This window comes from Roseibium sp. AWQ4_254, assembly GCF_056161025.1.
On the sequence record NZ_JBSWYH010000019.1, the window covers coordinates 1 to 25,138 of the forward strand.

The window sequence follows — 25,138 nt, forward strand, 5'->3', positions numbered from 1 at the left end:
CGTCTGCGATAGACGCAGTCACGCCCTCAGAGGCAAGAAACTACTTCGCTGCCGCAGGATATGAGCCGGAGTAAGCGGGAAACGCTCTAATTTGATCTTTTGAATTTTGCATCAAAGGTTAACATTGCCGAGATAGCGCCGTGGAGATTAGCCTTGGAACACCTCAAACCATTTAGAGAACGAGACGTCGTGCGTCTGGACCCGGTCAATGATCAAGGCTGGCGTTTGAAGAGATACGCCATCCTCGCAGATGGAAGATCCTTTGATGAAGATGCGGCAGCAGCCGCTACGGACGAAGCGCTTAACCGGCTGCCCGATGCAGGTTCATTAGAGAATGAGGTAGGGAACCACGGAATCGGCTTTCAGATCATTCACTTCGCGGAAACTGCTATCGTTTCTCCGGTATTCTATTGGCAGTGGGGTAGCGTGTTGGCGCAGCCATTTCAGATCAAGGCGCAATGGAACAATCCTACGGTATTTCAGGACGGCGTAGATGAGATTGTGGGCTGCGTTTGGGAAATGAACATCGTCCGAGGTGAGGTTGAGTCTTGGACCTCTACCATACTCGGCAAGGCTGCAGACCCTTTGGGTCAAGTGCTAGCATATATTAACGCTTAGCCGAGAGAAAAGCCGACTTTCGCGCGGCCGCAGCGAAAGCTCACTTTGTCCGCATTTCTGACGTTCGTTCACGTGGCGGCGAATGCCCGGTTCCCGTGCGACGAACGGCGGCTTTCCGGACGAGTTGGGGCGCTGGTGAATGACCAATTTGTGGGCGCAAAGCGGGCGATTGACGTCCGTACCAGCCTGGGCCTGGGACGTCGCGGTTTCTTAACTGTTTCAGATTTTTAAAATATGTGCCAACCCCGAAAGCCCTGATGGGCCACGGGGTTCGGCTTTGTCTTTTGCTATGCGCCCACATTCAGGTTAGGCGCTGAGGGCTCAGCCGCGCTTTTTCTTTTGTGCCGGCTTCGACTTGCGGAACAAAAGCGTCAGGATAAACCAGATGGTTTTTGCATCCAGAAGCTTCAGCGCGGCCCGCGCCTCTTCAGGCGAGAGCTTTGCCGCCATGGGCATGGCTCCGAAAATCTTGCCCTTGATGACCAGAAAGTTCCGGTCATCCGCCGCAAGCTTGGAGACGGTCATCAGTTCTTTGCCGGTAGAATCGAGAAGTTTCATCAGGCTGCCACGCTCTCAAAATCGATATCCAAATCATCGAACATGCGGATGGCCGTCGCGCGGCCCGCGCCATAAACCCCGCCGCCCGGGTGCATGAACGGCCCGACCAGATACAGCCCGTCCACACCCGGCACCGTGTATTGGCCGAGATCCGGCGTCGGGCGGTGCCCCATGGTCTGATAGACGTAGGGCGCGCAGCCATGCATATCACCCAGCACGAAGGAATTTGGCGACGAGCGCTCCATATCCAGCGGCGACCAATGGGACGCTGCAATGATGTTGTCTTCCGTCAGGTTGGAGATGAAGGGCTGATATTGCTTCAGGGTCTCTGCAGCATATTCTTCCTTGTACTCATCCCAGTATTCCGGCGTTTTCCCGTCGATACAGTAAGGCGCCATGGTGATGGAGTGGAAGATCCCGGCCCCTTCCGGCGCCCGGGTCGGATCGCCATGGGTCTCGTCGCCACCACCGAGCAGGCGGCGCGGCGAAATGCGCTTGCGGCGCAGATAATCGAAATCATCCATCAGGCTGTCCATGTCTTCATACGGGAAGTACTCAAGCATGGTCGCCGAGGTGATTTCCTCACCGGCGGTGTATTTCGTGCGTTCCTTCAAGTCGTAGTGAGACACAAACAGGGACTGGGGCGACGGATTGACCGCCTGGCAGCGCCGCTCGACGGCCGGGTCGATGCCCTCAACGAATTTCGAAAGAACCCGCGGATGCAGAGCAGCAATCACACCGTCCTTGGCGCGGAACTCTTCGCCTGTTGTCAGCTGCAGGCCCTTGGCTTCCCCGCCTTCAACGAGAACCTTGGAGACTTCCGCTTCCAGGCGCAACTCGCCGCCCAGATCTTCGAAGCAGCGCACCAGCGCGTCGGTCAGGCCGCCGGAGCCGCCAATCGGTTGGCTCACACCCCATTTATGAATGATCCCGGGCATCAGGAAGATGCCCATGCCGGTGCCAAGTTCATCGGGCAGCTGCAGATTTTCAGTCACCAGCTTCAACAGGTGAATCTTGATGTGGTCGCCTTCAAAATACTGATTGACGAGATCGAGCGAGGAGCGGCTCATCGCGTCCAGGATCAGGCGGCCCTCATCAGAGCTGTCGAACATCGCCATTGCGGGGCCCAATGGGAGGGGGGGAGAATAGAGTCCGCTGGCAAACATCGGCAGCATGTCCATCGAGCGCTGCGCGAAGGCGCGGTAGGTCTCGGCGTCCTTGGCGTTGAATTTGGCGATCTCAGCGCAGGCCTTGTCGAGATCCTTGTAGGTGATCAGCGTCTTTCCATCCGGAAAGATCGAGGCATAGGGCACATCCGAGTAGCGGTAGTTCAACCCGTATTTCGCCTTCAGACCGAGTTCATCCTCGGTCAGCATCGGGTTACCCTGAATCATGATGTGGCAGGAACTGTGCAGGTCATGCCGGTAACCCGGCGTGTTCAGCTCCCGCGTTACAACGCCACCGCCCGGAAAAGGCTGGCGTTCGAGAATCAGAACCTTCTTGCCGGCTTTGGCCAGGTAACACGCGGCCACCAGGCCGTTGTGCCCCGCACCCATAACGACGACGTCATAGCTACTCATCAAGTCCTCCCAGAATTGCTGAGACCTATTTAAATCTGGACATTCGCTTCTGAAAAGAAGGCACATTTTTGTTCCCGGCTTGACTTGCGCTCACACCTCAAAGAAAGTTATTTATACGACCAACCAAATAATGGAGGGTGTGCATTATGGTGTCAAAAAACGTTCGGCGGGTGGTGACAGGCCATGATGAAACCGGGAAGGCGGTGGTGTTGTCTGATGGCGTTCCGCCTCACGTGACCCGTCCTGATCACCAGCCCGGTCTCGCGTTTCACGAGCTTTGGAACACACGCCAGATGCCGTGTCCAATCGGCGAAACAGAGGAAGAGCCGACCGACATTCACCGCGATACGGCGCCTCCGGCACACGGCACGATTGTCCGCATCGTCGACTTGCCGCCAGAGGGGCCGGAGGGCCCGAAGTTTGACAAGGAAACCGCCCGGGCTCTCTTTGAGACGGTCGGATTGGCGGAGAATGCAGACCACACGGTTTCGGGGCGCCACCCTTTGATGCACCGCACCGAGAGCATCGATTACGGCCTTGTCTTAAAGGGGCAAATCGTATTGCTGCTGGATGACAGTGAAGTGGTTCTGGAAGAGGGCGACATGGTGGTCCAGCGGGGCACAATTCATGCCTGGACCAACCGGACGGACAACATTACCAGAATGCTGTTTGTCTTGACTGACGGCCAATTTGAAATGGACCTTGCCGCCAAGCAAGACGCGCATGATGCGGCCGTCAAGGGGCTGGCCGATGCCTGATGGATTATTCCCCGACCTGAAATGGCATCATGCAGGCTTTTCGGTGCGTGATATCGACCGGGCCATCGCCTTTTACGGCGAGGTGTTCGGCCTGGAGCTGGAAAGCCGGTTTGATATCGAGGCCATCGGCACGAAGATCGCTTTCCTGCGGCGGGATGACTTCCGCTTCGAACTGTTCGAAAAGCAGGGATCGGAGCCGGTGCCGGCCCATGCCCATGCGCCGAACACGGATCTGAGCGTCCAAGGCATCAAGCATCCCTGTTTTTCCGTCGGCAGCTGCCAGGCGGCGCTGGAAATACTGCAGGCCCGCGATGATGTTGAAATCGTCGGCATCATCCGTGAGGTCGGCAAGCCGATGGTTGTCGAAGATGATCCATCCCTTAAACCCGGCCGGGAACCCGCCAAGGCCTTCTTTTTCAAAGATCCCTGTGATCTCCTGGTGGAGATCGTTAATGCAAATGATTTTCCGGAGTAACAGATGAGCTATTCGCTTAAGGGCAAGGCCGTGATGGTAACTGGCGGTGCAGGGGGCATTGGCGGTGCGGTTTGCCGTATCATGGCAGCCCATGGTGCCCGGGTGATGATTGCCGATATTTCAGAAGACCGGGCTGCAGCTCTGGCCGAAGAGCTGCGGGCCGGCGGCGCGGAGGCGCAGTCCGTCTATGTGGATCTGGGCGATGAGGACAGTATATTCGCCATGTTCAAGGCGACGCTGGAGGCCTATGGCCGCCTGGACGCGATTAACAATAATGCGGCGCTGCTGACGCCGGAAATGGCCCAGCGGGATCTCGATATCGAGCATATGGCGACGGAAGACTGGGACCGGACCTTCCATGTCAACACCCGCGGCACCATGATCGCCTGCCGGGAAGCCTTGAAGATCATGACACCTCAAAAAAGCGGCTCGATCATCAACACCGCGTCCAACCTGGCGCTGCAGGGCAATGTCATCCAGGCGGCCTACTCGGCCTCCAAGGCGGCCGTGATCCAGATGACACGGTCCATTGCCACCAGCCATGGCAAGCGGGGAATCCGCTGTAATGCTGTTCTTCCGGGTCTCACAGGAACTTCGTCAGCGCTCGGCAATCTGCCGCCTGAACTGCGCGAAACCGTGGAAGAAGAGACACTCACCCCGTATCTCGGTGCCCCGGATGATATCGCGCATCTTGTTGCGTTCCTTGCTTCCGACGAAGCCCGTTACATCACCGGGCAGGCCATGGCAGCCGACGGCGGCACCTCGTCCCATATCCCGGGCTTTGCCAGACTGCAAAGGTTCTTTAACGGCTGATTTGACATCACTTGGGCACCGGGTTGGTGTCGGTGGAAGAGGCCTATGCCCACGGCACCAAAGATGTCCCGCTCGGCCGCCCAGTAGACCCGGAAGAAGTTACCGCCGTGATGGCCTACCTGTGCTCCAGCAAGGCGTCCATCATCAAAAGTGCTGCGCTGACGGCCGACGGCGGATCAACAATTGCCGATCGAGTTGGGCTCTATGGGGTACGCACTGGACCCTTTTGAGGGGGGCGTGGATCCGCAAGCCAATCACGACATCGAGCAGCTTGGGAAAATCCTTCTCTGCGCATGTTTTTTCAAAAACAACGATGAAAGTTGGATGAGAGCCTCTTTGGAGGTTTCCAATATCGACAATGTCGACGTGATCAAGATAGACGGACCGAAGTTTGACTACATCCGATGCGGCCCAATTGCCTTTGCATTTTTGGATGTCGATCTCTATCAGCCAATCATCCATATCGGGAAGGGGCTCTGACCGGCTATCCGGAATTTATGTCCAGGATTGAAGCATCGGAAGAAATTGCGGCTGGCAAGCTGGGTATCATCCGTAAAACGAACGGACCCCATTTCCAAAGGAAGGCTGAAAAGGGGGCCGTTGTCTTGCTTGTCGTTTGCTTTGTGATCTCTGATGCCCGGCCGCGACAGGCGCATCCGGTGAAATACGATTTGCGCTATGTCTCGTCCGGTTTAAGGCGGTAGCGGAAGTCGCAATGGGGGGCGCCCTTCATGATGGTCTGTGTCCGGGTCAGTTCCATCTTCGGATTGTAGCCGATGCAGAAATCGCCATCCCGGTTGCAGGACAGGAGATGGCCGATGTCGCCGAGGCCCATTTCTTTATAGACTTCCGAATAGCGGCAACGCTTGACGTTGAAATCCAGCTTGTCAGGCGCTTTGTCCAGCACCTCGATCTGCAGCGCATCATCCATTTGCCATAAGGGTAGCAGGGCGGCGAAATCCTCAAGGGTTGGCTCCTGCTCTTCCTTGTCGCGGAACTCCTGTCCCTGGGCGATGGCGGAGTTTGACACCGCTTCGCCGATCACCGCTTCGGCCTCGGCACGGCCATGACGCTCGGCCAGAACGTCAAACACACATTTGAGGATTGACGCCTCAATGCGCCGTTTTTCAATCATGGGAAGTGTCATTGGGGTCCTCCCTGTATCAGCTTGCAGGCGTGTGGCCGCCAAGATAGGCATCGGCCACCCGGCTGTCACTTGCAAGTTCGCCAGCGGGGCCGGACATGATGATCCGCCCGCCCTCGATCACGGCGGCCTGATCAGCAATGCGCAAGGCCGCCTTTGCGTTTTGTTCCACGATCAAAATGGCATAGCCTTCCGAACGGATTTGCTCAACCAGGTCAAAAATGAACCGCACCAGCATGGGGGCCAGGCCCAGGGATGGCTCGTCCAGCAGCAACACTTTGGGTTTGCGCATCAGCGCCCGGCCAATGCACAGCATCTGCTGTTCGCCGCCGGAAAGAGAACCGGCTCCCTGTTTCAGCCGTTCTTTCAGTTTCGGGAACAGGCTCAGCACATGGTCCAGTTCCCGGGTCTTGAGCGGCCCGCCGCCTATGGTGAGATTTTCCAGCACTGACATGTTGGAAAAGATCTGCCGGCCTTCCGGGGCCTGCAAGATGCCCTTGTCCACAATCTGGTAGCTTTTCAGCCCGGCGAGATTGTCACCATTGTAGCGGATCTCTCCTCCGGTGGGGCTGTAGATGCCCGAAATGCAACGCATCAGGCTGGTCTTGCCGACCCCATTGGCCCCGAGAATGGCGAAGATGCCCTTTTCCGGCAGCTCCAGACTGATGCCGTGCAGGATGTCCTGAACGCCGATCCGCAGGGCCAGATTGTCTATCTCCAGAAGGCTCATTCCTCCTCCACCCCCAAATAGGCTTCCAGAACCTCCCGTGTCTGCCGCACGGTGGCCGGATCCGCATCGGCGATTTTCCGGCCCGACGCCAGAACGACAATCCGTTCACAAATGCTCATTACCAGCCCCATATCATGTTCGACCAGCATGATGGTCAGGCCACCCGCATGCAGGTCCTTGATAAAGGCGGCGAGTTCGGCGGTTTCAGAATCGTTCAGACCCGCTGCCGGTTCATCCAGGATCAGGAGATCGGGGGTCATGGCAAGCGCCCGGCCGATCTCCAGATATTTGCGCTTGCCGTAGGCAAGGTTGGCGGCCAGATCATTGGCATACTGGGTCAGATTGACCCGCTCAAGCGCTTCCCAGCTGCGTTCGGAAATCTCCCGCGACCGTTGTGAGCCTGCCAGAACCGCCTGAAACGGCGACTGCCCAATGGCTCCGACCGCCCCGACCGAGACATTGTCAAAGACGGTCATGTTGGGAAACACCCGCAGGTTCTGGAACGTGCGGGAGATGCCTTTTGCTGCTATGGCAGACGGTTTCAGGCCGCTGATCCTGGCTCCCCTGTAGCGGATTTCGCCTGAGGAGACCGGCGTGAAGCCGGAGATCAGATTGAAGAGGGTGGTCTTGCCCGCGCCATTGGGGCCGATCAAGCCAATCAGTTCGCCTTCGCCCACAGAAGTGGTGACACTGTCCACGGCCATCAGGCCGCCGAACTGGCGGGAAACGGTGTCGACGTCAAGCATGGCCGTCATTTCCAGCCCACCTTCTGTTTGTCATGAGGGTTCTGCCATGCGCCATTCATCTGGCGGCGGATGAAGTTCAGCGCCGGCACTTCCCCGAACAGGCCTTTGGGCAGGAACAGGATTGAGCAGAACAGCACGACCCCAACGATGATATTGCGGATGTCGCCAACCGGCCGCAGGATTTCCGGCAGAAGGATCAGCAGGAGGGCGCCGATAATGGCACCGGGAATGCTGCCGAGGCCGCCGACCACCACCATGGCCAGGATCAGGATCGACTCGGAGAAGTCGAAATCGACCGGTGAGATATAGCCCGTTGTATAGGCCCATAGAGCACCGGCGATTCCGGCGAAAAAGGACGAGATCATGAAGGCTTCGATCCGGAGGCGGACGGTGTCGATACCCATGGCGTCGGCGCATTGATCATCTTCGCGCAGGCTGCGAAGGGCGTTGCCATAATAAGAATGGCTCAGCCGGTGCAGCACCCAGATGGACACGGCAACCACACAGGCCACCACAAAATAGGTCCCGATCTCGCTGTTGATTTCAAAGCCGAACAGGTCAATGCCGGAAAACAGGATCACACCGTTCGGGCCTTTGGTCACGGCCACCCAGTTCTGAAGCACCAGATAGATCATCTGGCCGATCCCGAGCGTGGCAACGGCGAAATAGATGCTGACCAGCCGCATGGTCGGCAGGGCGACCACAAGGGCAATCAGGGCCGCGCCGATCCCGGCCAGGGGCAGGCCGATGGTAAAGCCGATGCCGTATTCGGCTCCCGCCAGCGCGGCAATATAGGCGCCGACCCCGTAAAAGGCCGCATGGCCCAGATGCAGGAGACCCGCAATCCCGGTCACAAGCTGCAGGGAGACGGCAAGCAGAGAGAAAATCAGCGCCAGGGTTGCGATCTGATAGAGATAGCCCTGGTCGAGATAGGCAAGTAGGGCGGGCAAGGCCGCAAAAAGAAGGAGCAGAAGGGCAAGTTTCAAACCGGCCGTGTGAAGACGTTCCTTAGACACGTTCCCTCCTTGCCCCGAAGAGGCCCTGCGGGAAAAACACCAGCGTGATGATCAGGAACAGATAGGCGACCATGTCCGACCAGACGGAGGACATGAAGGTGGTCGAGATGCTCTCGGCAACCCCCAGGATCAGGGCGGAAATTACGGCGCCGGGAATGGAACTGAGGCCGCCCATGACCATGGCGACAAAGGCCTTGATGCCGGGAATGAAGCCCATGGACGGGAACACGGCGCCATAATAGAGGCCGACCAGAATACCGGCCAGAGCCCCCATCATCGAGCCGATGACAAAGGTCAGCACAATGGTGCGGTCCGTGTTGATGCCCACATATTTCGCGCCGAGCGGGTTGTTTGACACGGCGCGGATCGACAGGCCGATGGCGCTGTATTTGAGAAGATACTGGAGCCCGGCCAGCATCAGGGCGGAGACCATGAAGATGATAATGTCGCCATTGACGATGGTGACCGGCCCCAGGCGGATCGGCTGGTTGATAAGATAGCTGATATTGATGGTCTGGAATTCGGATCCGAACACCAGTTCCATCCCTTCGCGCGCAATGATCGACATGGCCAGGGAGGACATCAACGTGGCCTCGCGCATGGCACGGGACTTCAAGGACGCTTCGTCGGAAAACCGGCGGAAGGGCCGGAACGCGATCCGTTCCAGGCTATAGCCTGCACAAGCGCCAACCGCCAGAACGATGAAGACGATGATCATAAAGGGCGGTCCGAAGGCGGCGATCGCCAGGATGCCCGCAAAAGCGCCGATTGTGTAGACTTCCCCGTGGGCGAAGTTCACCACATTGAGGACGCCGAATATGAGGGTGAAACCGATCGCCATCAGGGCATAGACCATGCCGAGCGAGATGCCGATTGTCAGCTGCTGAAGATAATAAGGATCAAGCACGCGCATTGCCCTTGGAGTTGAGAGTTTCGGCGGACACAAGCCGGGACCAGCCCGCCGGGGTCAGATGCCCAGTATCGGGCGTCCAGTATCAGGTCCAGGGGTCAGGCGGCCCATGGGGATGCGCTTGGCCGGCGGCCTGGAACTCCGCGCCCGTGCCGTCTGGCGGGCGCAGAGCCGGGTCTTGATTTATTTGACTGGCACGAAGGCGCCGTCTTTGACCATGGCTTTGGTCAGCTGCTTTTGCGCTTCCCCATTGCTGTCGAAGGAGGTGACGCCGGTCACGCCCGGGAAGTCCTTGGTTGCGGCAAGTTCGTCACGCACATGGGCGCGGTTGACATCCGGATAGGCCCGGGTGACGGCCGCCAGCATGATGTTCACCGCATCATAGGCCTGGGCCGGAAACTGGCCGGGCTCGGCTCCGTCGCGCGCCGCTTTCCATTCGGCAACGAATTTTTTGACGTTGTCCGCATCGCTGTTCGGCAGGAACGTGGCTGTCAGATAAAGGTCTTCGGCTGCTGGCCCCGCCAGTTCGAGCAGCTTCTGGTTATAGGCGGCCGAGGTGGAATGCACCGGAATGTTGGCTCCCAGCTGTTTCATCTGTTTCAGGAACTGGGCAGCGTCCTCATAAAAGAAGCCGGTATAGATGGCATCCGGTTTGGCCCGTTCGATCTTGGTGATGATAGAGCGGAAATCCGGCAGGCCCCGGTTGAAATATTCGGTAAAGACGACTTCACCGCCGTTTTCGGCGACCTTTTTGGAAAAATCCTTGACGACGGACTGGCCCCAGTCGGTCTGTTCGGCAATCACCGCGATTTTCTTAAACCCCTGGTCATTCATCCAGTCGGCGTTGAAAACCCCTTCCTGGGCCTGGGTGGTGATGTTGCGGAACTGCCATTTGGAAATCTTGGCATAATCGGGGTGGGAGGCAGTCTGACTCAGCTGCGTCACGCCTTCGCGCTTGTAAACCTGGGCCGCCGCCATGGAGACGGTGGAGGTGAAATCGCCGATGACTGCGACAATCCGGTCATCGTCGGAGAACTTGCGGGCGATTGCAACGCCTTCCTTTGCGTCGGAGCGGGAGTCTTCGTAAATGATCTTCACCGGCACGGGCAACTTGCCGGAGGCATTGAAGTCCTTCAGCGCGATGTCGGCCGCTGTCTTGAAGTCCTGGCCGTACTGGGCCGTGTTGCCGGTGAGTGGCAACTGATAGCCCACATAGATGGCATCATCTGCCAGCGCGCTGACACGGGCGCCCAGCAGGCAGGCCGCCGCGCCAATCAGTCCAAGATAGGTTCTGCGTGTGACAATCATGACAGAGGTCTCCTTAAGGTCTGGAAAGGTTGTTTTATTTTCTGGGTGAAACGGGGCTCTGGTCAGTCCCGCCTGTCACGCCACCGGTAATAGGGCAGCATAATCGAAGGGGCGAAGCGTTTGACAAGGCCATGGAACGCAATCGGCTTCGGAGCGCTGAAGGGCAGGGCCAGCTCATTTTCGGGCTTGCCGCACAGGGCGGCCGCAAATTCGCGCCCAAGCGAGATGGACAAGGCCACGCCGCGCCCGTTGCAGCCCGCCCAGGTCCAAAGGTCCGGTCCAAGTCGGGAAAGAAATGGAAACCGGGTTTCGGTCATGCCGATGTAACCGTTCCAGACGAAATCGAATTTTGGGGTTCCCAGAACCGGAAACGCTTCCCGGAGCCGTTTGCCCGCAAGCGTCTTCAGCCGCTCCGGCCCGTTGAAGCCAAGGGCGAGCGCTCCGCCTGTGACCAAACGGTTTCCTTGGTCAAAGCGGAAGAAGCGCAGATCCCCGTGTGTGTCCGACACGGCTTCCCGGCCGGGCACGACCTTGGCCCGCTGGGAATCGCTCAAGGGCGCGGTCGCCATCTGCCAGGAAAGAACCGGCACGAGTGAGCGGGCCAGGCCGGGGGCCAGATTTGGGGCTTTGAGCCCGGTATAGGCATTGCTGGCCAGCATCACGGCCCGGGCCGTAAGCGTGCCATGAGGCGTTTTCAGTTGCCACATGCTGCCGCTCCGCTGGAGGCTGAAGACAGGCGTGCCCTCGTGAATCTGAACACCCTGCTGTTCACAAACAACCGCAAGGCCCCGCGCCAGGGCCAGCGGATTGATATGTCCGCCGGTCGGATTGTAAAGGCCGCCATGCCACAAGCGGCTGCCCAACAGCCGTTCCGACTCGTCCCGGCCGACAAGCCGGCAGGGGGCGCCGCGTTTGGACCAGGCCTCAACCCGAGCCTCGCTGAGCGCCAGCCGGCTCTCCCGGTGGGCCGGCTGATACCAGCCGGTCTGTTCCGCTTCGCACTGAATATTCTCGGCGCGGATCAGGTCGAACAAGGTGCTGGCACTGTCACGCACAAGGGCAACGAACCGTTCTCCGGCCTCTCCAAACCGGTCCTCTATGGCATCCGGTTCAGCAGCTGTCAGGGTCGGGATGACCTGACCGTTGTTGCGCCCGGACCCGCCACTCCCGACCGTGCCTGCCTCCAAAAGGGTGACGGTCTCGCCGCGCCGGGCCAGATGAAGGGCCGTGGACAGGCCGGAAAATCCGCCGCCGATGACGGCAATATCGGTCTGAAGGTCCCCGGTCAGGGGGCTGGTCACCTGCCGGTCCGGCGCGGTGCTGGCCCAAAGGGAGGTCGATATCTGGCGGCCGGACAACATGCCTCTGGCTCCACTCTCTAGGTCTGCTTCAAGGGGGGCTTGCCATCGAACGATGGGCATGGCGGGGACGCTCTTTCCATAAAAGCTCCGGCGTGGCCAATCAATTGGCTGACGCAAATTTCCTGCCCATCAGATCTCACTCTGCGCAGGCATTTGCTCACGTTGGGCGGAGACAAGCGGGGTGTCTTGTGGCGGCTGACAAACGGGAAGTATGTGCGGGGGGGCGCTGCTGACCGGCCAGCTTCACATGGCGCCAGCGTCAAGGGGCAGCTTTGTGCTGCGCTTGATCTGTTCCATGGAGAAGCAAGAGGTGACATCGTTCAGCTCGATCAGATTGATAAATTTCTTGTAGAAGGCGTCATAGGAAGAGTTGTTCCTGGTGATGACTTTCAGGATGTAGTCGTACTCTCCTGCCAGACGGTTGACTTCCACGATCTCCGGGAACTGAGCGACGACGCTGTTAAATTTCTCAAGCCAGGAAGTATTATGCTGGTTGGTTCGGATCATTACAAAGACCGTTAGGTCAAGACCAACCTTTTCCTGATTTAAAAGCGTAACACGTCCATCGATATACCCTTCGCGCTCAAGTTTCTGAAGTCTGCGCCAGCAAGGTGTTGACGATAAACCTACATGTTCAGAAATTTGAGCTACGGAAAGACTAGCATCATCTTGGAGTATGGATAGTATCTTTCGATCAAACTCATCAATAAGCATCGTTCATTCCAAATATTGATAACATTTAGCATTTTCATGCTAAATATTTCGCCTCAAGCTGGCAAGGGAGCATAAATCTTCTAGGCAAACCGGTCAGGATCTTTCGCGCTGCAATATGGCCGCGCGCCAAATCAGGCCGGCCTGATCACACGCGTCTGATCCCGTCCGTCCAGACCTGCTCGATATTGGCCTTGGTGGCGCCATAGAGCATTTTTTCCAAAAGCCTGTCGGGCGTGTCGTCCCTATGGGCTGCAATCTGGCCAAGAGGGGCAGCGGGGTTGACCGCAATGGCGTCGAATTTGAGCCCCGGCTCAAAAGCGCCGGTTTCCAGCCCGGCCGCCAGGGCGCCACCGCGCGTGGCCAGATGAAAAGCGGTCGCCACATCAATCCGCGCCGGGCCCGCCCCCCGTTCGCAGGCCGGTTTGCGCGGATCCACGCCGGTTTCCAGCATGCGAGAGGCGGCAATGCTCATGCGGGCCGCTTCCCAGACCGTGCCGATCGGTCCGCCGGAAATATCGGTGCCGAGCCCGGCTCGCAGCCCGCGTTCCAGCGCAGCCCGCAAGGGAAACACGGCGCCGGCAAAATAGGCATTGGACCAGGGGCAATGGGCAATGCCGCCGCCCCGTTCCCGGACCAGGCTCATATCCTGATCCGACAGAAAATTGGCATGGGCCAGAAGGGTGTGCTCGCGCAGCAAGCCGAAATGATCAAGGGTTTCGGCATCACTCATGCCCATGCGCTCTGCCACGAAACCGTGCTCCCAGTCGCTTTCCGAAACGTGGGTCTGAACCGTCACGCCGGTTTGTGCGGCCAGCTGCCCCAGTCCGCGCAGGCAGTCATCGGTGCAGGATGGCACGAAGCGCGGGGTGATGATGGGCTGCACCAGTCCGGTGTCATTGCCCGGCAGGTTGCGGATGTAGGTGATCAGGCTATGGGTGCCGGAGACGGCGCTTTCGGCCGAGGTATCCCGATAGTATTCCGGACAGGTGTCCTGGTGGTCCATGGCCACCTTGCCCACCAGCGCCCGCTGCCCCTTGTCCAGACAGATCTGCGCCAGCGCTTGCGTGGCAGGCAGATGCACCGTTCCGAAATGAACGGCCGATGTGGTGCCGCAGCGCAGCATATGGTCGATCAGCATGCCATAGACCTCCCGGGCGAAGTCTTCATCTTCATACCGGGCTTCGAGCGGGAACGTGTAGGTCTGGAGCCAGTCTTCCAGGGGCTCATCCAGGGCCGAGCCGAGCTGGGGATACTGGGGGGCATGCACATGCAGATCCACAAGCCCGGGCAGAAGATATGTGCCTTTCGGCAGGCGGAAGGCGTCGTCCGGGCCCGCAGCCGCATCGCCAACCTCCAAAATCGTGCCGTCCCCGTCAAAGGTGATGGCTGCGTGCGGGAGGAACGTCACATGCCCGCGTTCGGGGGCATGAAACAGATCCGCAATAAGGGTCGTGCTGTTCTCTTGTGTCGGGGAGCCGGTCATGAAAGCTTTCTGCGTCGTAAGGGGCTGGCCGGGTCGGATGGGCCTCGCCGGATCAGGATTGACATCCGCAATTCTGCTTGGCAATTGCGGGCCGCCTGTTAAATTGTCAGGGTGAATATATAGGCAGGCACCGCGCCGGAGCGCAAAAGAAAAGGCAGATCCATGATCAACAATGACACGGATGCGTTTGTTATCATTGATGTGCAGAATGACTTCTGCCCGGGAGGCGCGCTTGCGGTCGCGGGGGGCGATGCCATTATCGGGCCAATCAACGGGCTGTCCCAAAAATTCGCCCATTGTATTTTGACCCAGGACTGGCATCCGGCGGGCCACTCCTCTTTTGCAAGCTCGCATCCGGGCCACGATCCCTTCTCCCAGATCCCGCTGGACTATGGACCGCAGACCCTGTGGCCCGACCATTGTGTTCAGGGCAGCCAGGGGGCAGAGTTTCATGCCGGTCTGGACATCACCGGGGCTGAGCTAATTATCCGCAAGGGCTTCCGGCCGGGGGTGGATTCCTATTCCGCCTTTTATGAAAATGACAAGAAAACGCCGACCGGTCTGGCGGGCTATCTGAAGGAACGTGGCTTTGAGCGGGTGTTCCTGGCGGGACTGGCTACCGATTTCTGTGTGGCCTTTTCTGCTGTTGACGCTTGCGGGCACGGTTTCAAGACCTTTTTGATCGAAGATGTCTGCCGGGGCATTGATATGGACGGATCTTTGGCGGCTGCCAAAAAGACCATGGCGGAGGCAGGTGTCGTCACGGTGCACAGCGCAGATCTTTAACGGGTATTTTGGCGGGCAGGTCTGCGTGCCTCTGCGCAGAGCTGGAAATTGAGGCGTCAAAACGGCTGAATTACAAGCTTTTTAGAATGAATCCAAAGAGGATTTCAGCCATTGCAAAATAGGAGACGTTATATCATAACGCCGTTTCGATCCGGGTTTCCCCAGTCTGAAGACGACCCCCGAAATGGAGTTTGAATTGTCAAAGCGCCTTTTGAAAACCGCCGCCCTGTCCCTTGCCGGAGCCGGTTTGTTCGCCGCCGCACTGACCGCCCCGGCCGGACAGACCGCCCTTGCTGCCGAAAAGGTTCTGCACGTGGCCATGCCCTATGGCCCGAAAAGCTCCGCGCCCGATCCGCGGGCGCGCCAGAACGGCTGGCTCAGCAACCGGGCCGGTGTGTCTGAAACGCTTGTTGGCCTCAATTACAACATGGAAATGATCCCGCGCCTTGCCGTGGCCTATGCAAACCTGTCGCCGACCGAGTGGACGTTGACGCTCCGGGACGGCGTGACGTTCCATGACGGCAGTCCGATGACGGCCGAAAGTGTGAAAGCATCCTTTGAAACGCTCGGCGAAGAAGGTCATCCGGGGCACAATCCCCGCCTGATGAAGCTGCTGGATCTGGAAAGCATCGAGGTAGTGGATGAGCACACCTTGGTCTTCAAGACCAGAAAGCCGAACTCCGCTTTCCTGTGGTCCTTGACCGAGCCTTCCGCGGCCGTAATGAAAGATGGCACGGAAGAGATGCCGATCATCGGTACTGGCCCGTTCATGTTTGTGTCCGCAGAAACGGAAAAGTCCTACGAAACGCGCGCCTATGCCGGTTACTGGGGCGGGACTCCCAAGCTTGATAGCCTTTTGATCAGCGTTATTCCGGATGCGTCTGTGGCGGCGCTTGCGCTTCAGGCCAATGATGTGGATCTGGTGACCAACTTTCCCGAACAGGACTTTGCGGCTTTGAAAAAGAAGGGCGAAGGCCAGCTCTTTTCCGCTGAAACGGCGCGTCTGTTTTTCTACCAGCTGCGCACGGCAGACGGTCCGCTGGCCAACAAGCCTCTGCGCCAGGCCATCTCCCTTGGGCTGGACCGCCAACTGATCGTTGATGCGGCTTTGGCGGGGGTCGGCGGCACGCCGGCCAATGGAATCTTCCCGGCCAGCATGAGCGCCTGGTACGACACATCCCTGTCCCTGCCCTATGATCCGGACAAGGCCATGGCTATTCTGGACGAAGCGGGCATCAAGGATACGGATGGCGATGGCATCCGCGAACTGGGTGGCAAGAACCTGAACCTCAAGTTGCGCTCCTATGAAGGCCGTGCCGCGCTGCGCCCGACGCTTGAAATCTCTCAGGCGCTTCTGAAACGCATTGGCATCGGCGCAGAGATTTCCATGGGTGAATTCTCGGCGAACAATGACGCGCTTAAGGCTGGTGAGATCCAGATGCATCTGCAGGCCTGGGGCACCGCACCACAGGGCGATCCGGACTATTTCCCCAGCACGCTGACGCGCACCGGGGCCAGCTACAATGTGTCCGGCTATTCCAACGAGGAACTGGACGCCCTTTTGGACAAGGGCCGGTCCAACTTCGATGATGAGGTTCGCAAACCGTTCTATGACCGGATCCAGGCAATTATCAACGAAGACCTGCCGCTGATCCCGCTGTTCCACAAGACTCAGGTTGCGGTCGGCAACGGTAAGGTCAAGGGCTTCAGGATCCACCCCGCAGAAACCTATATGGCAACGGTGGACCTGGATATTGAGCAGTAAGGGCACCTGTTTGCTGTCAGTTGAAGGACTGTCCGCCGCGATTGGCGGGCAGACCATTCTGCACGACGTCGGTCTGGACATAGACCAGGGGGAATGTGTTGCCGTGGTTGGCGGTTCGGGGGCGGGAAAGTCAACACTTCTGCGCTGCCTTTTGGGGCTTTACCGTCCGGCGCGGCCCGTCTCGGGACGCCTGACCTTTGACGGCCAGAGCCACGACATGACTGCCCGCCGGCGGATCAATCTGCGGCGCGGCGGCTTTGCCTTCGTGCCCCAGAACCCCCAAGCCGGGCTCGATCCGCTCAGGCCGCTGGGCTGGCAGTGGTCGCAGGCCGTGCGCTGCGCCTGCGGGCGGGTTCGGGTGCAGAACGCGAAAGCCGGCAAAGACGGTCAGGCCGTTCTGGAGGCGCTCAAGTTGAACGGGTTCGGCAAGCGCTATCCACATCACTGGAGTCAGGGCATGCAGCAACGGCTGCTGATTGCCTTTGCCCTTCTGTCCAGGCCCAAGGTTCTGGTTCTGGACGAGCCGACGTCGGCGCTGGATCCCATCATAGCCGCGCGGGCCATCCAAGAGGTTATGGCCTATGCGGATGCCCATGGGATTTCCGTTCTGGTGGTCACCCACGATCTGGCCCTGGCAGCAAAATTCGCCCGCCGGACAGCGGTCATGGCGAATGGGCGGGTCAGCGAATTCAGTCCGACCGGCACGCTTTTGGCCAATCCGCAATCTGAGACCGGCCGCCTGCTGGTGGCAAACCGTTTTTGGCAGAGCGAATCTCTACCGCAAGGGGGCGCCCGGCACGGGCAGATGCACACTGGTGCCCATTTTGGCGCGGAGGTGCCTGCGTGCTGAAAGTGAGCTCCCTTGGGGTTTCGGCCGGACACGCCGTTTTGCTGACGGATGTCAGCTTCATCCTTCAGCGGGGGAAAAGGCTGTGCATCGTCGGGGAAAGCGGCTCGGGCAAAACCACGCTTTTGAAGGCGTTGCAAGGGTTGATGCCCTTTGACCGGGGCAGCGTCGAGCACCGCCTGGCGGCGGACGACGCGGGCCTTGTGCGCCTGGAACCGGGCCCGCGCAGGCTCGGCCTGCCCAATACCAAATGGGTGATGCAGAACCCGCTGGCCGCGCTCAATCCGTCTCAGAAGGTTGGCGAGGCCATTCTGGAAAGCCTTTATCTGAGTGAGCTGGACGGTGCGGCACGGCGCGCGGCACTGGCACAGGCTCTGGAAGAGGTGGAGTTGGCCCCGGAGATGGCCAGCCGCTATCCGGATCAGCTGTCTCTCGGCCAGGCGCAGCGGGTCTGTATTGCCCGTGCCCTGATTGCCCGACCCCGGCTGATCCTGTTCGACGAGCCGTTGAGCGCCTTGGATGCGGTCGTCCAGAAGCAGATTGGCCGCACCATGGAGCGCATCCGCACCGCCCTGGGGCTCAGTTATATCGTGGTTACCCATGACCTTGGATTTGCGCAGGCCTATGCCGACGACATTCTGCTCCTGCGCAACGGGCAGGTGGAAGCGTATCAGCCGGCGGACGCCTTCTTCCGGGCCCCGGCCAGCGCCTATGGCGCCGACCTGATTGAAGCCGCTCATATTCTTGGTGGCCTGTCCGATACGGCCGTCCTGCAAACGGCCCACGCAGCAGCCCAATGATCAACTCCCGCCCACGCCCTGTCTCGGCCAGCATGGCCTCTCTTCTTGCCAAAAAGGCGGCCGGACTTTTGGCCGTGATCCTCGGGGTCAGTTTTCTGACCTTCACCCTCTATTACATTTCCCCCGGGGACAAGGCGCGGGCAATTGCCCATGCACGTTATATGGGCGAAGGGGATGCACCGCCGGAAGTGGTAGAGGCCATCCGCCAGGAATTTGCCCTGGATGCGCCGTTTCTGAGCCAGTATGGCCATTGGCTGTCCGGCTATTTGAAAGGGGATTTTGGCCAATCCCTGATCTCGCGCGAACGGGTTTTGGAGATTGTCGCGGGCAATCTTCTGGAAACCCTGGCGCTGACCTGTTCCGCGCTGGCAATCGGTCTGCCGCTGGCCTTTGCCCTCAGCCTGGTCTGTTACTGGCGCCCCGGCAGCGTGTTCGACCGGACGGCTGTTGCGGTTTCCTCCGTCGGTGCGGCAATGCCGCCCTATTGGCTCGGCCTGATGCTCATTCTGGTCTTTGCTGCCTGGTTCAACTGGCTGCCGGCCTTTGGCACCGGAACGCTCGCCCATCTGGTGCTGCCGGCCACCACGCTGGCGGTCTGGATCACGACGTCGCAAACCCGGCTGTTCCGGAGTTTCCTTCTGGAGGCGAAAGCCTCGCCCTTCCTGGAAGCGCTGCGTCTGCGTGGTGTCGGGGAAATGGAAATCTTCTGGCGCCACGTCCTGCGCCACGCCTTCGTGCCCGCCATCACCATGATCGGCATTGATCTAGCCTATCTGCTGGAGGGCGCTGTGATTGTAGAGGTGATTTTTGCCCGGGGCGGAATCGGCTCGCTGCTGGTCAGTTCCGTCATGAGCCGCGACTATCCGGTGGTTCTCTTTCTGGTGATGCTGTCCGCCGTCAGCTACGTGACGATCAACAGCCTGATCGAACTGCTGCAGGACTGGCTGGACCCGCGCAAAAGCGGGCCGGTTAAGGCCGCAAAGGCCGGAAAAGCCCCCGCCGCGCAGGAGACTGTACCTGCGGGCACAGGAGAGAAGTCATGACCGGCGTGTCTCTTGAAAGCGCGGACCTGCAAAACCGTGCCGGGGCCGAGGCCGCGCCTGCACGGCAAAAGGACCGGCTTGCTCTCAAGCTGGCCGTGGTCCTCGGCGGGCTTGGGTTTGCTATGGTCTGCGGATTTCTGTTCACACCCTATGATCCGACCGAGGCGGACTTTCTGTCCCGGCTGTCCCCGCCCAGTGCCACCCATTGGTTCGGCACGGATCAGCTGGGCCGGGACATTGCAACGCGGATATTGTATGGAGGGCTCTGGTCCATTGGACTGGCCTTGGCCGTGTCGGCCGCTGGCGTTTTGATCGGAACTGTGATCGGCCTGACTGCCGGGTATGCGGGCCGCTGGGCGGACCCGCTGCTGATGCGTATGACCGACAGTTTCTTTGCCTTCCCAGAGCTGGTGGCCGCAATTGCCATTACCGGTGTTCTGGGGCCGGGCACCGGCAATCTGGTGCTGGCGCTGGTGTTGGTCAGCTGGATGAAATTTGCCCGTCTCAGCCGGACCCTGGCCCTGTCCCTGGCCCAGAAGGATTTCGTGATTCAGGCCCGGCTCAACCGGCTGCCGTCCTGGCTGATCCTGTGGCGGCATATCCTGCCGAATCTGCGCCTCAGCGTTCTGGTTCTGTGGACCAGTTCCTGGTCCCGAACCATCCTGGCAATTTCCGGGCTCAGTTTCCTTGGTTTCGGTATTCAGCCCCCGGAAGCCGAATGGGGGGCTATGCTGCTAGATGGCAAACCCTATATGCAGACCGCGCCACACCTGATGATCTTTCCCGGTCTGGCCATCTTGATAACGGTGCTTGCCATCAACCTGGCTGGTGACTTGCTGCGGGACCGTCTTCAGCGGCGCGCCTGAGCGGGCCGGCGGCTTTTTCAGGCCCGCCGGGCTGTGTCACGGCGCTTGCCCGGCAGCCAGGCCGACCTGCGCGTCTTTCCTTGTTGGTGAACCTGAAACAACCATCCAATAGGCTCTTGTGAGTTCAGGTTGGGAATACAAGCTCCGGCAAAACCGCCCAGATAACGTCCGAGCTGCGCCGGAAAATCGAAGCTTTTCTGAAAGACGTCGCGGCCGCCTGACACTTTCTCCATTTTAGTGCCTCCAGAAGGGCCCCGGCTTACGTCAGTTATTTTTATTTGAGACAAAAAATTCTTCGATCAGAAAGGTGAGTTGAAAGGCTTCTAATTTATGAAAATTCAGGGCTTCTTTAATTAAATTTATAGTGTAATCGATGATTTTTATAGTTTGTCATAAAAAATTTAAGAACAATTACTTGACATGAATTTGGTGAAGGGTAATGAAAGGAGTTATGCAGAGGGGCTCGAAGGAGTTTTTCTGTATATTTCTATACGAAAAACAGGTTTACACTATTCAGGTTTGTCAGGGTGATCGGGTGGAGGCAGGGTCACTCGAACGCTGAATATTGGGAATTTGTATCCGAAAGCAAAGGATGAGGTGTGCGATGCCGCCACTGCAAAAACTCTCCCTGATTCTGGCCCTCGGCACGGGCGTTGGGCTTCTTCCAAACGACGCCAGCGCGATCCAGCAAGACAAATTGTCCGAGATCCGGGCGCTGGTAAGCGACAACAATGTGACTGCATTGATGTCCTTCATTTCGAAAAACCCACAGGTGCTGGATGAGACACCCCTTGGGAAATCCTTGACTGATTTCGCAAAAGATCCGCCCAACGTTGTGGAGCGCTTTTTTGGCGTTGGCGTTCCCAGGGAGCTGTCTGACGTTGCCGCACAAAGCAAAAACGATTCAAGCATTTACTGATCGAATTCCTCAAGCAGGCTCCGTACCGGCCGCTTTGCAGTGAGGTCTGAAGAGAACTGGCGTCCCGGGGATCAAAGCAATTGCTTCGGGGCGCTGTTGAAGGGCGGCTTTTGCAGACGCTGAGGTCCGGGCGACAGCCGCTTCTCCTTCCCGGCACGCCGCAGAGTGATTTGGCCAGGAACGGACAGGGCCCATCAGAACGAAACCGGGACCTTTGCAAGGCCCGCATGCGCTGCGGGGCTACAGAACGCTTGTCTAAACTAAGAGGAGTTTGCCGCAGGTGCTTTCTCGAACGACTCTCGTGCTCGATCCGCGTTTTCCTGGGGGAACCTCCACTGCGGTCGCACAGGAGATTTATGCGCTCGCCCCGGACTGCGATCTCTCAGTTGCCTGCTTGGAAACACGCATGTTCAAGGGGGATGCCGTTCATCCCAAAATTGAGCGGGCCTGCCTTGAGACCGGAACCCCGCTTTTCTGGGCCGGGGACACAATGTCCAGCGACGTGATCGTCTTTCACAACCCTTCGGGCCTGAAATTCGATCAAGAGATGCGGTGCCGCATGAATTGCGACAAGTTCTATGTTGTGTGCCACGAAAACTTCCTGAGACCGGCTCCGCAAGGAGGTCTTGGGCTGGAGGGGTTTGACGTTTCTCATTGTTTGCGTCTTCTGGATCAATCGGTCCTTGCGCGGGTCAGAACTGTCGCCCCGATCTCTGCGAACAACCGCAAGACGGTTGCGGAATGGTTCGCCCGGAACCCGGCTTTTGGCGGCTGGAGGATCGATCCGGTCGACTGGACCAATATCTGTGAATTCGACTTTTTGCCTCCCGTTCCTGCGCCGCAGGACCGGCGCGGACGCCACTCACGTCCGGGCATCGAAAAATTCACCGGTCTTGAGGCGCTCGAGCGGATCTATCCGGCAGATGCCGTTTCTGTCCGGCTGCTCGGAGCAGATGATCTTCTGAAGGAGCAGAACCGCCCAAGCCACTGGCAGTGTCTCCCCTTCGGTTCGGAACCGGTCGACCAGTTTCTGTCAACGATCGACTTTTTCGTCTATTTCACCAATCCCCTGTGGCGGGAGAGTTTTGGAAGGGTCCTGGCCGAGGCTATGGCAGCTGGAAAGGTGGTTATCACGGATCCCGTCACCGCATCGACCTTTGGCGCTGGTGCGCTGGGCGCCCGGCCGGATGAGGTGAATGCGCTGATTGCCGGTTTCATCGCCCATCCTGCGGCCTATGTCGAACAGGCCAAAGCGGGTCAGACACAGCTCAAAGCTTTTTCTGCCGCAGCTTTCCGGGAACGTCACAGATGCCGGATTGAAAGAGATTGCATCGCCAGTCACCTGATTTTGGAAACAAATCATGCTGTACATTGAAACAGGAACGCTCAAAAGCGAGACACTCGATAGTCTTGCCGTCTTTCTGAACCAGTCGAAAGCGGCGGGCCTTCCGGTTGCGCTGGCAGAGCAATTGTTTTCCGCCGGTGATCTGGATCCTGCACTTGCCTATGAAATAGCGCCGTTCCTCAAGAACAGCGTTCCGGGGCCAAATGATCGTCTGATTGTACTGGAGGCGCAGAGCCTTGATGATGCGGCAGCGCAACGGTTGAGGAAATTGGGACTGAACCCGCCCGGTGCTGTGATCGCTTATGGCCATTTTTCAAGCGAGCAGGCCCGGCTAAACGCCGTCGCCCGGATCAGCTACGCCCTTGGGCAGGAGCCGGACACGCCGGACATTCAGCCGGTTCTGGGTGTGCTCGGGCACGGTATTCCGACCTTCGGCGCACCTGTCAAAAGACGCGGCAGATCCAGGCTCAGGGTGGCCATCGTCAACCCGCCTGGAGAAACACAAGAGCAATGCGCGGCGTTTCTTGGCATGAGCCGGGAGCGCCGTTTTGAACTGGCCGTGCTCACCTCCGGCAAAGATAAGAGGGCGTGGCATGACACTCTTGGCTACACCACTCCGGTCTGGCACTACAATGAAATTCCTCCGCACGTACTTGCCGCACAAATTGACATAGCGGTGCTTTGCGGAAAACCCCGCGTGTGGCCCCGGTTTCAGGCGCTGGCCGCCAATCTTCTGTGTTCGAATTGTGTCGTGATCGACGCCACAAAGGACCAATCTTGGCACACGATCGCGAATGCCGTTCTTCCCGGGCCTGCACACCCTGAGCTTCTGGCCAACTGGCTGCGGCAGGACATCATTCCTGCCTATGCAGAGATCACCGCGAGCGAGAGATTTGACGCTGACAGGGTCCGTTTTCAACTGCCTCCCGAACTTCGTGAACTGGTGCCGAAATCCTCCCTGCTTGTCAATTCCGGGTCGGTTGGCAACCGGGAAAGGCATGTGGCCTTCATGCCGACCAATGGTGTCGGCCTCGGCCATGCCAAACGCTGCATGGTTGTCGCCAAGGCGTTTCAGCAGCCGGAAAGAGCAAAATTTGCGGCCTTTCCGTCCTGCATCGGTCTGCTCACCCGGGCGGGTTTTGACTGCACGCCGCTGGTCGCCCGGCGGCTGGGAAAGCAGAATGACGGAAATGATCTCGTCAATTCTCTGAGGCTTTCCCCGTTCGCAGCCGGGGCGGGCGGGTTTGTATTTGACGGCGGATTTGTTTTTCCAAGCGTGATGAATGCCGTTTTGGGTAAAAATCTGCCATCCGTCTGGATCCGGCGCGGATTGTGGCAAAACACGCAGAACAACCTTGCCATGCTCGATCGGCAAAAGATTTTTGAGCGGGTTGTTGTTCCGAGCGAGGCCTTTGAGGAGCTGAATGCGCCGGTGATGCACTGTGAACGCGCGCATCCCGTTGGCCCGATTGTGCAGACAATCAACCTGTCGCAAGCAGACAAGAACGCCCTGCGCACAGATCTCGCCAACAGCTTCGTCCGCCCGTTTGAAAAGCTGGTCGTGACCATGCTGGGTGGCGGCGTTGCCGCGGACAGACGCGCACAGATCATGGCGGTTTCGGCACACCTTGCGGCAAAGAAGCATGTCCTCAATCTTGTTGTTGTCTATCCGACGAGCATCGTGGATCCCGGGTGGTTCAATCATCCAAACACACGTGTTGTGCGGACATTTCATGCGAGCGCGCTCATGCAGGCGGCGGATGTCTTCATTTCTGCCGTCGGCTATAACAGCTTTCATGAGGTGATTTATGGCGGGGTCCCGACGATCTTCGTTCCGCAAATGGCCCCTTATATGGACGACCAGCGGGCGCGGGGGACTGCGGCGGCCGAACGCGGCCTCGCCGATCTCGTGGAGCCTTGGGAACCGCTGAAGCTGACCGGCAGGATCGACGCGTTTCTGGATGGGCGTGCGCAGGAGATCCGGGAGGCCCTTGCTCAGGTCACCTTGCCGGAAGCAGGGGCTGAAGCTGCAGCAAAATTGATTGAAGAGGTCTGCTCATGAACAGCCTGATGACTGACGAGATGTTCGCGGCATCCGAGGAGGCGCAGCACTGGTGTTCGGTCATGACACGCTGCACCACCGCTGATGTGCTTGATCTCGATCCGGTTCTGGAAAGGTTTGACCCTGCGGCCGCAACGGAACGCGGTAAGGTTCTTGTGCCCGAAACCACGGCGGTCCCGCCCCGGCACAAGGCGCCGGGCCAGCGCATAACTGTGGCTGTTTCGATCGACGCCCAGCCCGAGAGAGGCCCGGCCCTGGCCGCGCGCCTTGCTGCCTTCGCAATTGAAAAGACCTGCGATGTGATCGTTTTTACAAGTGAAGACGTGTGCGGGTTTGAGGCTTATGGTTTTCGAACCGAGCGCATTGCCGGTACTGAAACCGACATTCTGAAAGAGCAACTGACAAGACTATGGGATATCGAAATCGTCTTTTAGGGCGTGTCGCGTTCAATTGGTTCCCAACCGTTTTGTCTTTTGCGTTGAAGTCTCCGA

At 58.7% G+C, this 25,138-nt stretch carries 28 protein-coding genes; 16 read left to right on the forward strand and 12 right to left on the reverse strand.

Features of this window, described 5'->3' with window-relative positions:
• Nucleotides 1-153 precede the first annotated feature (153 nt).
• Nucleotides 154-618 (forward strand): hypothetical protein, encoded by a 465-nt coding sequence (locus tag ACXAIC_RS15260; RefSeq protein WP_475181103.1) that lies wholly within the window; start codon nucleotides 154-156, stop codon nucleotides 616-618.
• Nucleotides 619-939: 321 nt separating this feature from the next.
• On the opposite strand, the gene ACXAIC_RS15265 is transcribed toward ACXAIC_RS15260, so the two are convergent.
• Both ACXAIC_RS15265 and ACXAIC_RS15270 read right to left on the reverse strand, forming a co-directional pair.
• Nucleotides 940-1,176 (reverse strand): hypothetical protein, encoded by a 237-nt coding sequence (locus ACXAIC_RS15265; RefSeq protein ID WP_475181106.1) that lies wholly within the window; start codon nucleotides 1,174-1,176, stop codon nucleotides 940-942.
• On the reverse strand, nucleotides 1,176-2,822 hold the full coding sequence (locus tag ACXAIC_RS15270; RefSeq protein WP_475181110.1) for a phytoene desaturase family protein: 1,647 nt from the start codon (nucleotides 2,820-2,822) through the stop codon (nucleotides 1,176-1,178). The genes ACXAIC_RS15265 and ACXAIC_RS15270 overlap by 1 nt, the downstream gene beginning before the upstream one ends.
• Before the next feature lie 80 nt (nucleotides 2,823-2,902).
• Between ACXAIC_RS15270 and ACXAIC_RS15275 the strand changes: the two genes are divergently transcribed.
• The 5 genes from ACXAIC_RS15275 to ACXAIC_RS15295 are packed head-to-tail and all read left to right on the forward strand — an operon-like array spanning nucleotide 2,903 to nucleotide 5,282.
• Nucleotides 2,903-3,514 carry a cupin domain-containing protein gene (locus tag ACXAIC_RS15275; RefSeq protein WP_475181114.1) on the forward strand — a complete coding sequence of 204 codons (612 nt, stop codon included), beginning with the start codon at nucleotides 2,903-2,905 and terminating at the stop codon, nucleotides 3,512-3,514.
• Nucleotides 3,507-3,989 (forward strand): VOC family protein, encoded by a 483-nt coding sequence (locus ACXAIC_RS15280; RefSeq protein WP_475181118.1) that lies wholly within the window; start codon nucleotides 3,507-3,509, stop codon nucleotides 3,987-3,989. The genes ACXAIC_RS15275 and ACXAIC_RS15280 overlap by 8 nt, the downstream gene beginning before the upstream one ends.
• Before the next feature lie 3 nt (nucleotides 3,990-3,992).
• Nucleotides 3,993-4,802 carry an SDR family NAD(P)-dependent oxidoreductase gene (locus ACXAIC_RS15285; protein WP_475181121.1) on the forward strand — a complete coding sequence of 270 codons (810 nt, stop codon included), beginning with the start codon at nucleotides 3,993-3,995 and terminating at the stop codon, nucleotides 4,800-4,802.
• Nucleotides 4,803-4,834: 32 nt separating this feature from the next.
• The gene (locus ACXAIC_RS15290; RefSeq protein WP_475181597.1) at nucleotides 4,835-5,032 is read left to right on the forward strand and encodes an SDR family oxidoreductase; all 198 of its coding nucleotides are present in this window, start codon (nucleotides 4,835-4,837) and stop codon (nucleotides 5,030-5,032) included.
• Nucleotides 4,986-5,282: a hypothetical protein gene (locus tag ACXAIC_RS15295; protein WP_475181125.1), complete on the forward strand. Its 297-nt coding sequence runs from the start codon at nucleotides 4,986-4,988 to the stop codon at nucleotides 5,280-5,282. The genes ACXAIC_RS15290 and ACXAIC_RS15295 overlap by 47 nt, the downstream gene beginning before the upstream one ends.
• A 196-nt stretch (nucleotides 5,283-5,478) precedes the next feature.
• Here ACXAIC_RS15295 and ACXAIC_RS15300 read toward each other — a convergent pair whose 3' ends face one another.
• The 9 genes from ACXAIC_RS15300 to ACXAIC_RS15340 form a co-directional block, all read right to left on the reverse strand.
• Nucleotides 5,479-5,949 carry an L-2-amino-thiazoline-4-carboxylic acid hydrolase gene (locus ACXAIC_RS15300; RefSeq protein ID WP_475181129.1) on the reverse strand — a complete coding sequence of 157 codons (471 nt, stop codon included), beginning with the start codon at nucleotides 5,947-5,949 and terminating at the stop codon, nucleotides 5,479-5,481.
• A gap of 16 nt (nucleotides 5,950-5,965) precedes the next feature.
• Nucleotides 5,966-6,676, reverse strand: a complete 711-nt coding sequence (locus ACXAIC_RS15305) for an ABC transporter ATP-binding protein (RefSeq protein WP_475181133.1) — start codon at nucleotides 6,674-6,676, stop codon at nucleotides 5,966-5,968.
• Nucleotides 6,673-7,422, reverse strand: a complete 750-nt coding sequence (locus ACXAIC_RS15310) for an ABC transporter ATP-binding protein (RefSeq protein ID WP_475181137.1) — start codon at nucleotides 7,420-7,422, stop codon at nucleotides 6,673-6,675. Before ACXAIC_RS15310 ends, ACXAIC_RS15305 begins: the two co-directional genes overlap by 4 nt.
• Nucleotides 7,423-7,427: 5 nt before the next feature.
• Nucleotides 7,428-8,438: a branched-chain amino acid ABC transporter permease gene (locus ACXAIC_RS15315; RefSeq protein ID WP_475181141.1), complete on the reverse strand. Its 1,011-nt coding sequence runs from the start codon at nucleotides 8,436-8,438 to the stop codon at nucleotides 7,428-7,430.
• A complete protein-coding gene (locus ACXAIC_RS15320) occupies nucleotides 8,431-9,345 on the reverse strand; it encodes a branched-chain amino acid ABC transporter permease (RefSeq protein ID WP_475181145.1) in 915 nt (304 codons plus the stop codon). Before ACXAIC_RS15320 ends, ACXAIC_RS15315 begins: the two co-directional genes overlap by 8 nt.
• A 186-nt stretch (nucleotides 9,346-9,531) precedes the next feature.
• Nucleotides 9,532-10,656, reverse strand: coding sequence for an ABC transporter substrate-binding protein (locus ACXAIC_RS15325; RefSeq protein ID WP_475181149.1), 1,125 nt, complete (start codon nucleotides 10,654-10,656; stop codon nucleotides 9,532-9,534).
• Between the two features lie 62 nt (nucleotides 10,657-10,718).
• On the reverse strand, nucleotides 10,719-12,017 hold the full coding sequence (locus ACXAIC_RS15330; RefSeq protein WP_475181154.1) for an NAD(P)/FAD-dependent oxidoreductase: 1,299 nt from the start codon (nucleotides 12,015-12,017) through the stop codon (nucleotides 10,719-10,721).
• A gap of 243 nt (nucleotides 12,018-12,260) precedes the next feature.
• A complete protein-coding gene (locus ACXAIC_RS15335; RefSeq protein WP_475181601.1) occupies nucleotides 12,261-12,725 on the reverse strand; it encodes an Lrp/AsnC family transcriptional regulator in 465 nt (154 codons plus the stop codon).
• Nucleotides 12,726-12,876: 151 nt separating this feature from the next.
• Entirely contained in the window at nucleotides 12,877-14,214 is a 1,338-nt protein-coding gene (locus ACXAIC_RS15340; RefSeq protein WP_475181159.1) for an amidohydrolase family protein, read from the reverse strand.
• Between the two features lie 162 nt (nucleotides 14,215-14,376).
• Between ACXAIC_RS15340 and pncA the strand changes: the two genes are divergently transcribed.
• The 6 genes from pncA (at nucleotide 14,377) to ACXAIC_RS15370 (ending at nucleotide 20,321) form a co-directional block, all read left to right on the forward strand.
• Entirely contained in the window at nucleotides 14,377-15,000 is a 624-nt protein-coding gene (gene pncA / locus ACXAIC_RS15345) for a bifunctional nicotinamidase/pyrazinamidase (protein WP_475181164.1), read from the forward strand.
• Between the two features lie 196 nt (nucleotides 15,001-15,196).
• The gene (locus ACXAIC_RS15350) at nucleotides 15,197-16,765 is read left to right on the forward strand and encodes an ABC transporter substrate-binding protein (protein ID WP_475181170.1); all 1,569 of its coding nucleotides are present in this window, start codon (nucleotides 15,197-15,199) and stop codon (nucleotides 16,763-16,765) included.
• Between the two features lie 10 nt (nucleotides 16,766-16,775).
• Entirely contained in the window at nucleotides 16,776-17,615 is an 840-nt protein-coding gene (locus ACXAIC_RS15355; RefSeq protein ID WP_475181175.1) for an ATP-binding cassette domain-containing protein, read from the forward strand.
• Entirely contained in the window at nucleotides 17,609-18,412 is an 804-nt protein-coding gene (locus ACXAIC_RS15360; protein WP_475181179.1) for an ABC transporter ATP-binding protein, read from the forward strand. The genes ACXAIC_RS15355 and ACXAIC_RS15360 overlap by 7 nt, the downstream gene beginning before the upstream one ends.
• Nucleotides 18,409-19,455 (forward strand): ABC transporter permease, encoded by a 1,047-nt coding sequence (locus tag ACXAIC_RS15365; RefSeq protein ID WP_475181186.1) that lies wholly within the window; start codon nucleotides 18,409-18,411, stop codon nucleotides 19,453-19,455. The genes ACXAIC_RS15360 and ACXAIC_RS15365 overlap by 4 nt, the downstream gene beginning before the upstream one ends.
• On the forward strand, nucleotides 19,452-20,321 hold the full coding sequence (locus ACXAIC_RS15370; RefSeq protein WP_475181192.1) for an ABC transporter permease: 870 nt from the start codon (nucleotides 19,452-19,454) through the stop codon (nucleotides 20,319-20,321). Before ACXAIC_RS15365 ends, ACXAIC_RS15370 begins: the two co-directional genes overlap by 4 nt.
• 17 nt (nucleotides 20,322-20,338) lie before the next feature.
• Here ACXAIC_RS15370 and ACXAIC_RS15375 read toward each other — a convergent pair whose 3' ends face one another.
• Nucleotides 20,339-20,554 carry a hypothetical protein gene (locus tag ACXAIC_RS15375; protein ID WP_475181198.1) on the reverse strand — a complete coding sequence of 72 codons (216 nt, stop codon included), beginning with the start codon at nucleotides 20,552-20,554 and terminating at the stop codon, nucleotides 20,339-20,341.
• 371 nt (nucleotides 20,555-20,925) lie between these two features.
• On the opposite strand from ACXAIC_RS15375, the gene ACXAIC_RS15380 reads away from it, so the two are divergent.
• The 4 genes from ACXAIC_RS15380 to ACXAIC_RS15395 all read left to right on the forward strand — a co-directional run bounded on the left by ACXAIC_RS15380 (nucleotide 20,926) and on the right by ACXAIC_RS15395 (nucleotide 25,081).
• Entirely contained in the window at nucleotides 20,926-21,240 is a 315-nt protein-coding gene (locus tag ACXAIC_RS15380) for a hypothetical protein (protein WP_475181204.1), read from the forward strand.
• A 280-nt stretch (nucleotides 21,241-21,520) separates the two neighbouring features.
• A complete protein-coding gene (locus tag ACXAIC_RS15385; protein ID WP_475181210.1) occupies nucleotides 21,521-22,615 on the forward strand; it encodes a glycosyltransferase family protein in 1,095 nt (364 codons plus the stop codon).
• Nucleotides 22,602-24,647 carry a hypothetical protein gene (locus ACXAIC_RS15390; protein ID WP_475181216.1) on the forward strand — a complete coding sequence of 682 codons (2,046 nt, stop codon included), beginning with the start codon at nucleotides 22,602-22,604 and terminating at the stop codon, nucleotides 24,645-24,647. The genes ACXAIC_RS15385 and ACXAIC_RS15390 overlap by 14 nt, the downstream gene beginning before the upstream one ends.
• Nucleotides 24,644-25,081: a hypothetical protein gene (locus ACXAIC_RS15395; protein WP_475181221.1), complete on the forward strand. Its 438-nt coding sequence runs from the start codon at nucleotides 24,644-24,646 to the stop codon at nucleotides 25,079-25,081. Before ACXAIC_RS15390 ends, ACXAIC_RS15395 begins: the two co-directional genes overlap by 4 nt.
• Nucleotides 25,082-25,138: the final 57 nt, after the last annotated feature.

Excerpts from the sequence above, each read along its gene's own strand:
- ACXAIC_RS15265 (WP_475181106.1), bottom strand. The coding sequence starts at position 1,176 with ATGAAACTTCTCGATTCTACCGGCAAAGAACTGATGACCGTCTCCAAG.
- ACXAIC_RS15270 (WP_475181110.1), bottom strand. The coding sequence starts at position 2,822 with ATGTGCCTTCTTTTCAGAAGCGAATGTCCAGATTTAAATAGGTCTCAG.
- ACXAIC_RS15275 (WP_475181114.1), top strand. The coding sequence starts at position 2,903 with ATGGTGTCAAAAAACGTTCGGCGGGTGGTGACAGGCCATGATGAAACC.
- ACXAIC_RS15280 (WP_475181118.1), top strand. The coding sequence starts at position 3,507 with ATGCCTGATGGATTATTCCCCGACCTGAAATGGCATCATGCAGGCTTT.
- ACXAIC_RS15285 (WP_475181121.1), top strand. The coding sequence starts at position 3,993 with ATGAGCTATTCGCTTAAGGGCAAGGCCGTGATGGTAACTGGCGGTGCA.
- ACXAIC_RS15300 (WP_475181129.1), bottom strand. The coding sequence starts at position 5,949 with ATGACACTTCCCATGATTGAAAAACGGCGCATTGAGGCGTCAATCCTC.
- ACXAIC_RS15305 (WP_475181133.1), bottom strand. The coding sequence starts at position 6,676 with ATGAGCCTTCTGGAGATAGACAATCTGGCCCTGCGGATCGGCGTTCAG.
- ACXAIC_RS15310 (WP_475181137.1), bottom strand. The coding sequence starts at position 7,422 with ATGCTTGACGTCGACACCGTTTCCCGCCAGTTCGGCGGCCTGATGGCC.
- ACXAIC_RS15325 (WP_475181149.1), bottom strand. The coding sequence starts at position 10,656 with ATGATTGTCACACGCAGAACCTATCTTGGACTGATTGGCGCGGCGGCC.
- ACXAIC_RS15330 (WP_475181154.1), bottom strand. The coding sequence starts at position 12,017 with ATGTTGTCCGGCCGCCAGATATCGACCTCCCTTTGGGCCAGCACCGCG.
- ACXAIC_RS15340 (WP_475181159.1), bottom strand. The coding sequence starts at position 14,214 with ATGACCGGCTCCCCGACACAAGAGAACAGCACGACCCTTATTGCGGAT.
- pncA (WP_475181164.1), top strand. The coding sequence starts at position 14,377 with ATGATCAACAATGACACGGATGCGTTTGTTATCATTGATGTGCAGAAT.
- ACXAIC_RS15365 (WP_475181186.1), top strand. The coding sequence starts at position 18,409 with ATGATCAACTCCCGCCCACGCCCTGTCTCGGCCAGCATGGCCTCTCTT.
- ACXAIC_RS15370 (WP_475181192.1), top strand. The coding sequence starts at position 19,452 with ATGACCGGCGTGTCTCTTGAAAGCGCGGACCTGCAAAACCGTGCCGGG.
- ACXAIC_RS15375 (WP_475181198.1), bottom strand. The coding sequence starts at position 20,554 with ATGGAGAAAGTGTCAGGCGGCCGCGACGTCTTTCAGAAAAGCTTCGAT.
- ACXAIC_RS15380 (WP_475181204.1), top strand. The coding sequence starts at position 20,926 with ATGCCGCCACTGCAAAAACTCTCCCTGATTCTGGCCCTCGGCACGGGC.
- ACXAIC_RS15390 (WP_475181216.1), top strand. The coding sequence starts at position 22,602 with ATGCTGTACATTGAAACAGGAACGCTCAAAAGCGAGACACTCGATAGT.
- ACXAIC_RS15395 (WP_475181221.1), top strand. The coding sequence starts at position 24,644 with ATGAACAGCCTGATGACTGACGAGATGTTCGCGGCATCCGAGGAGGCG.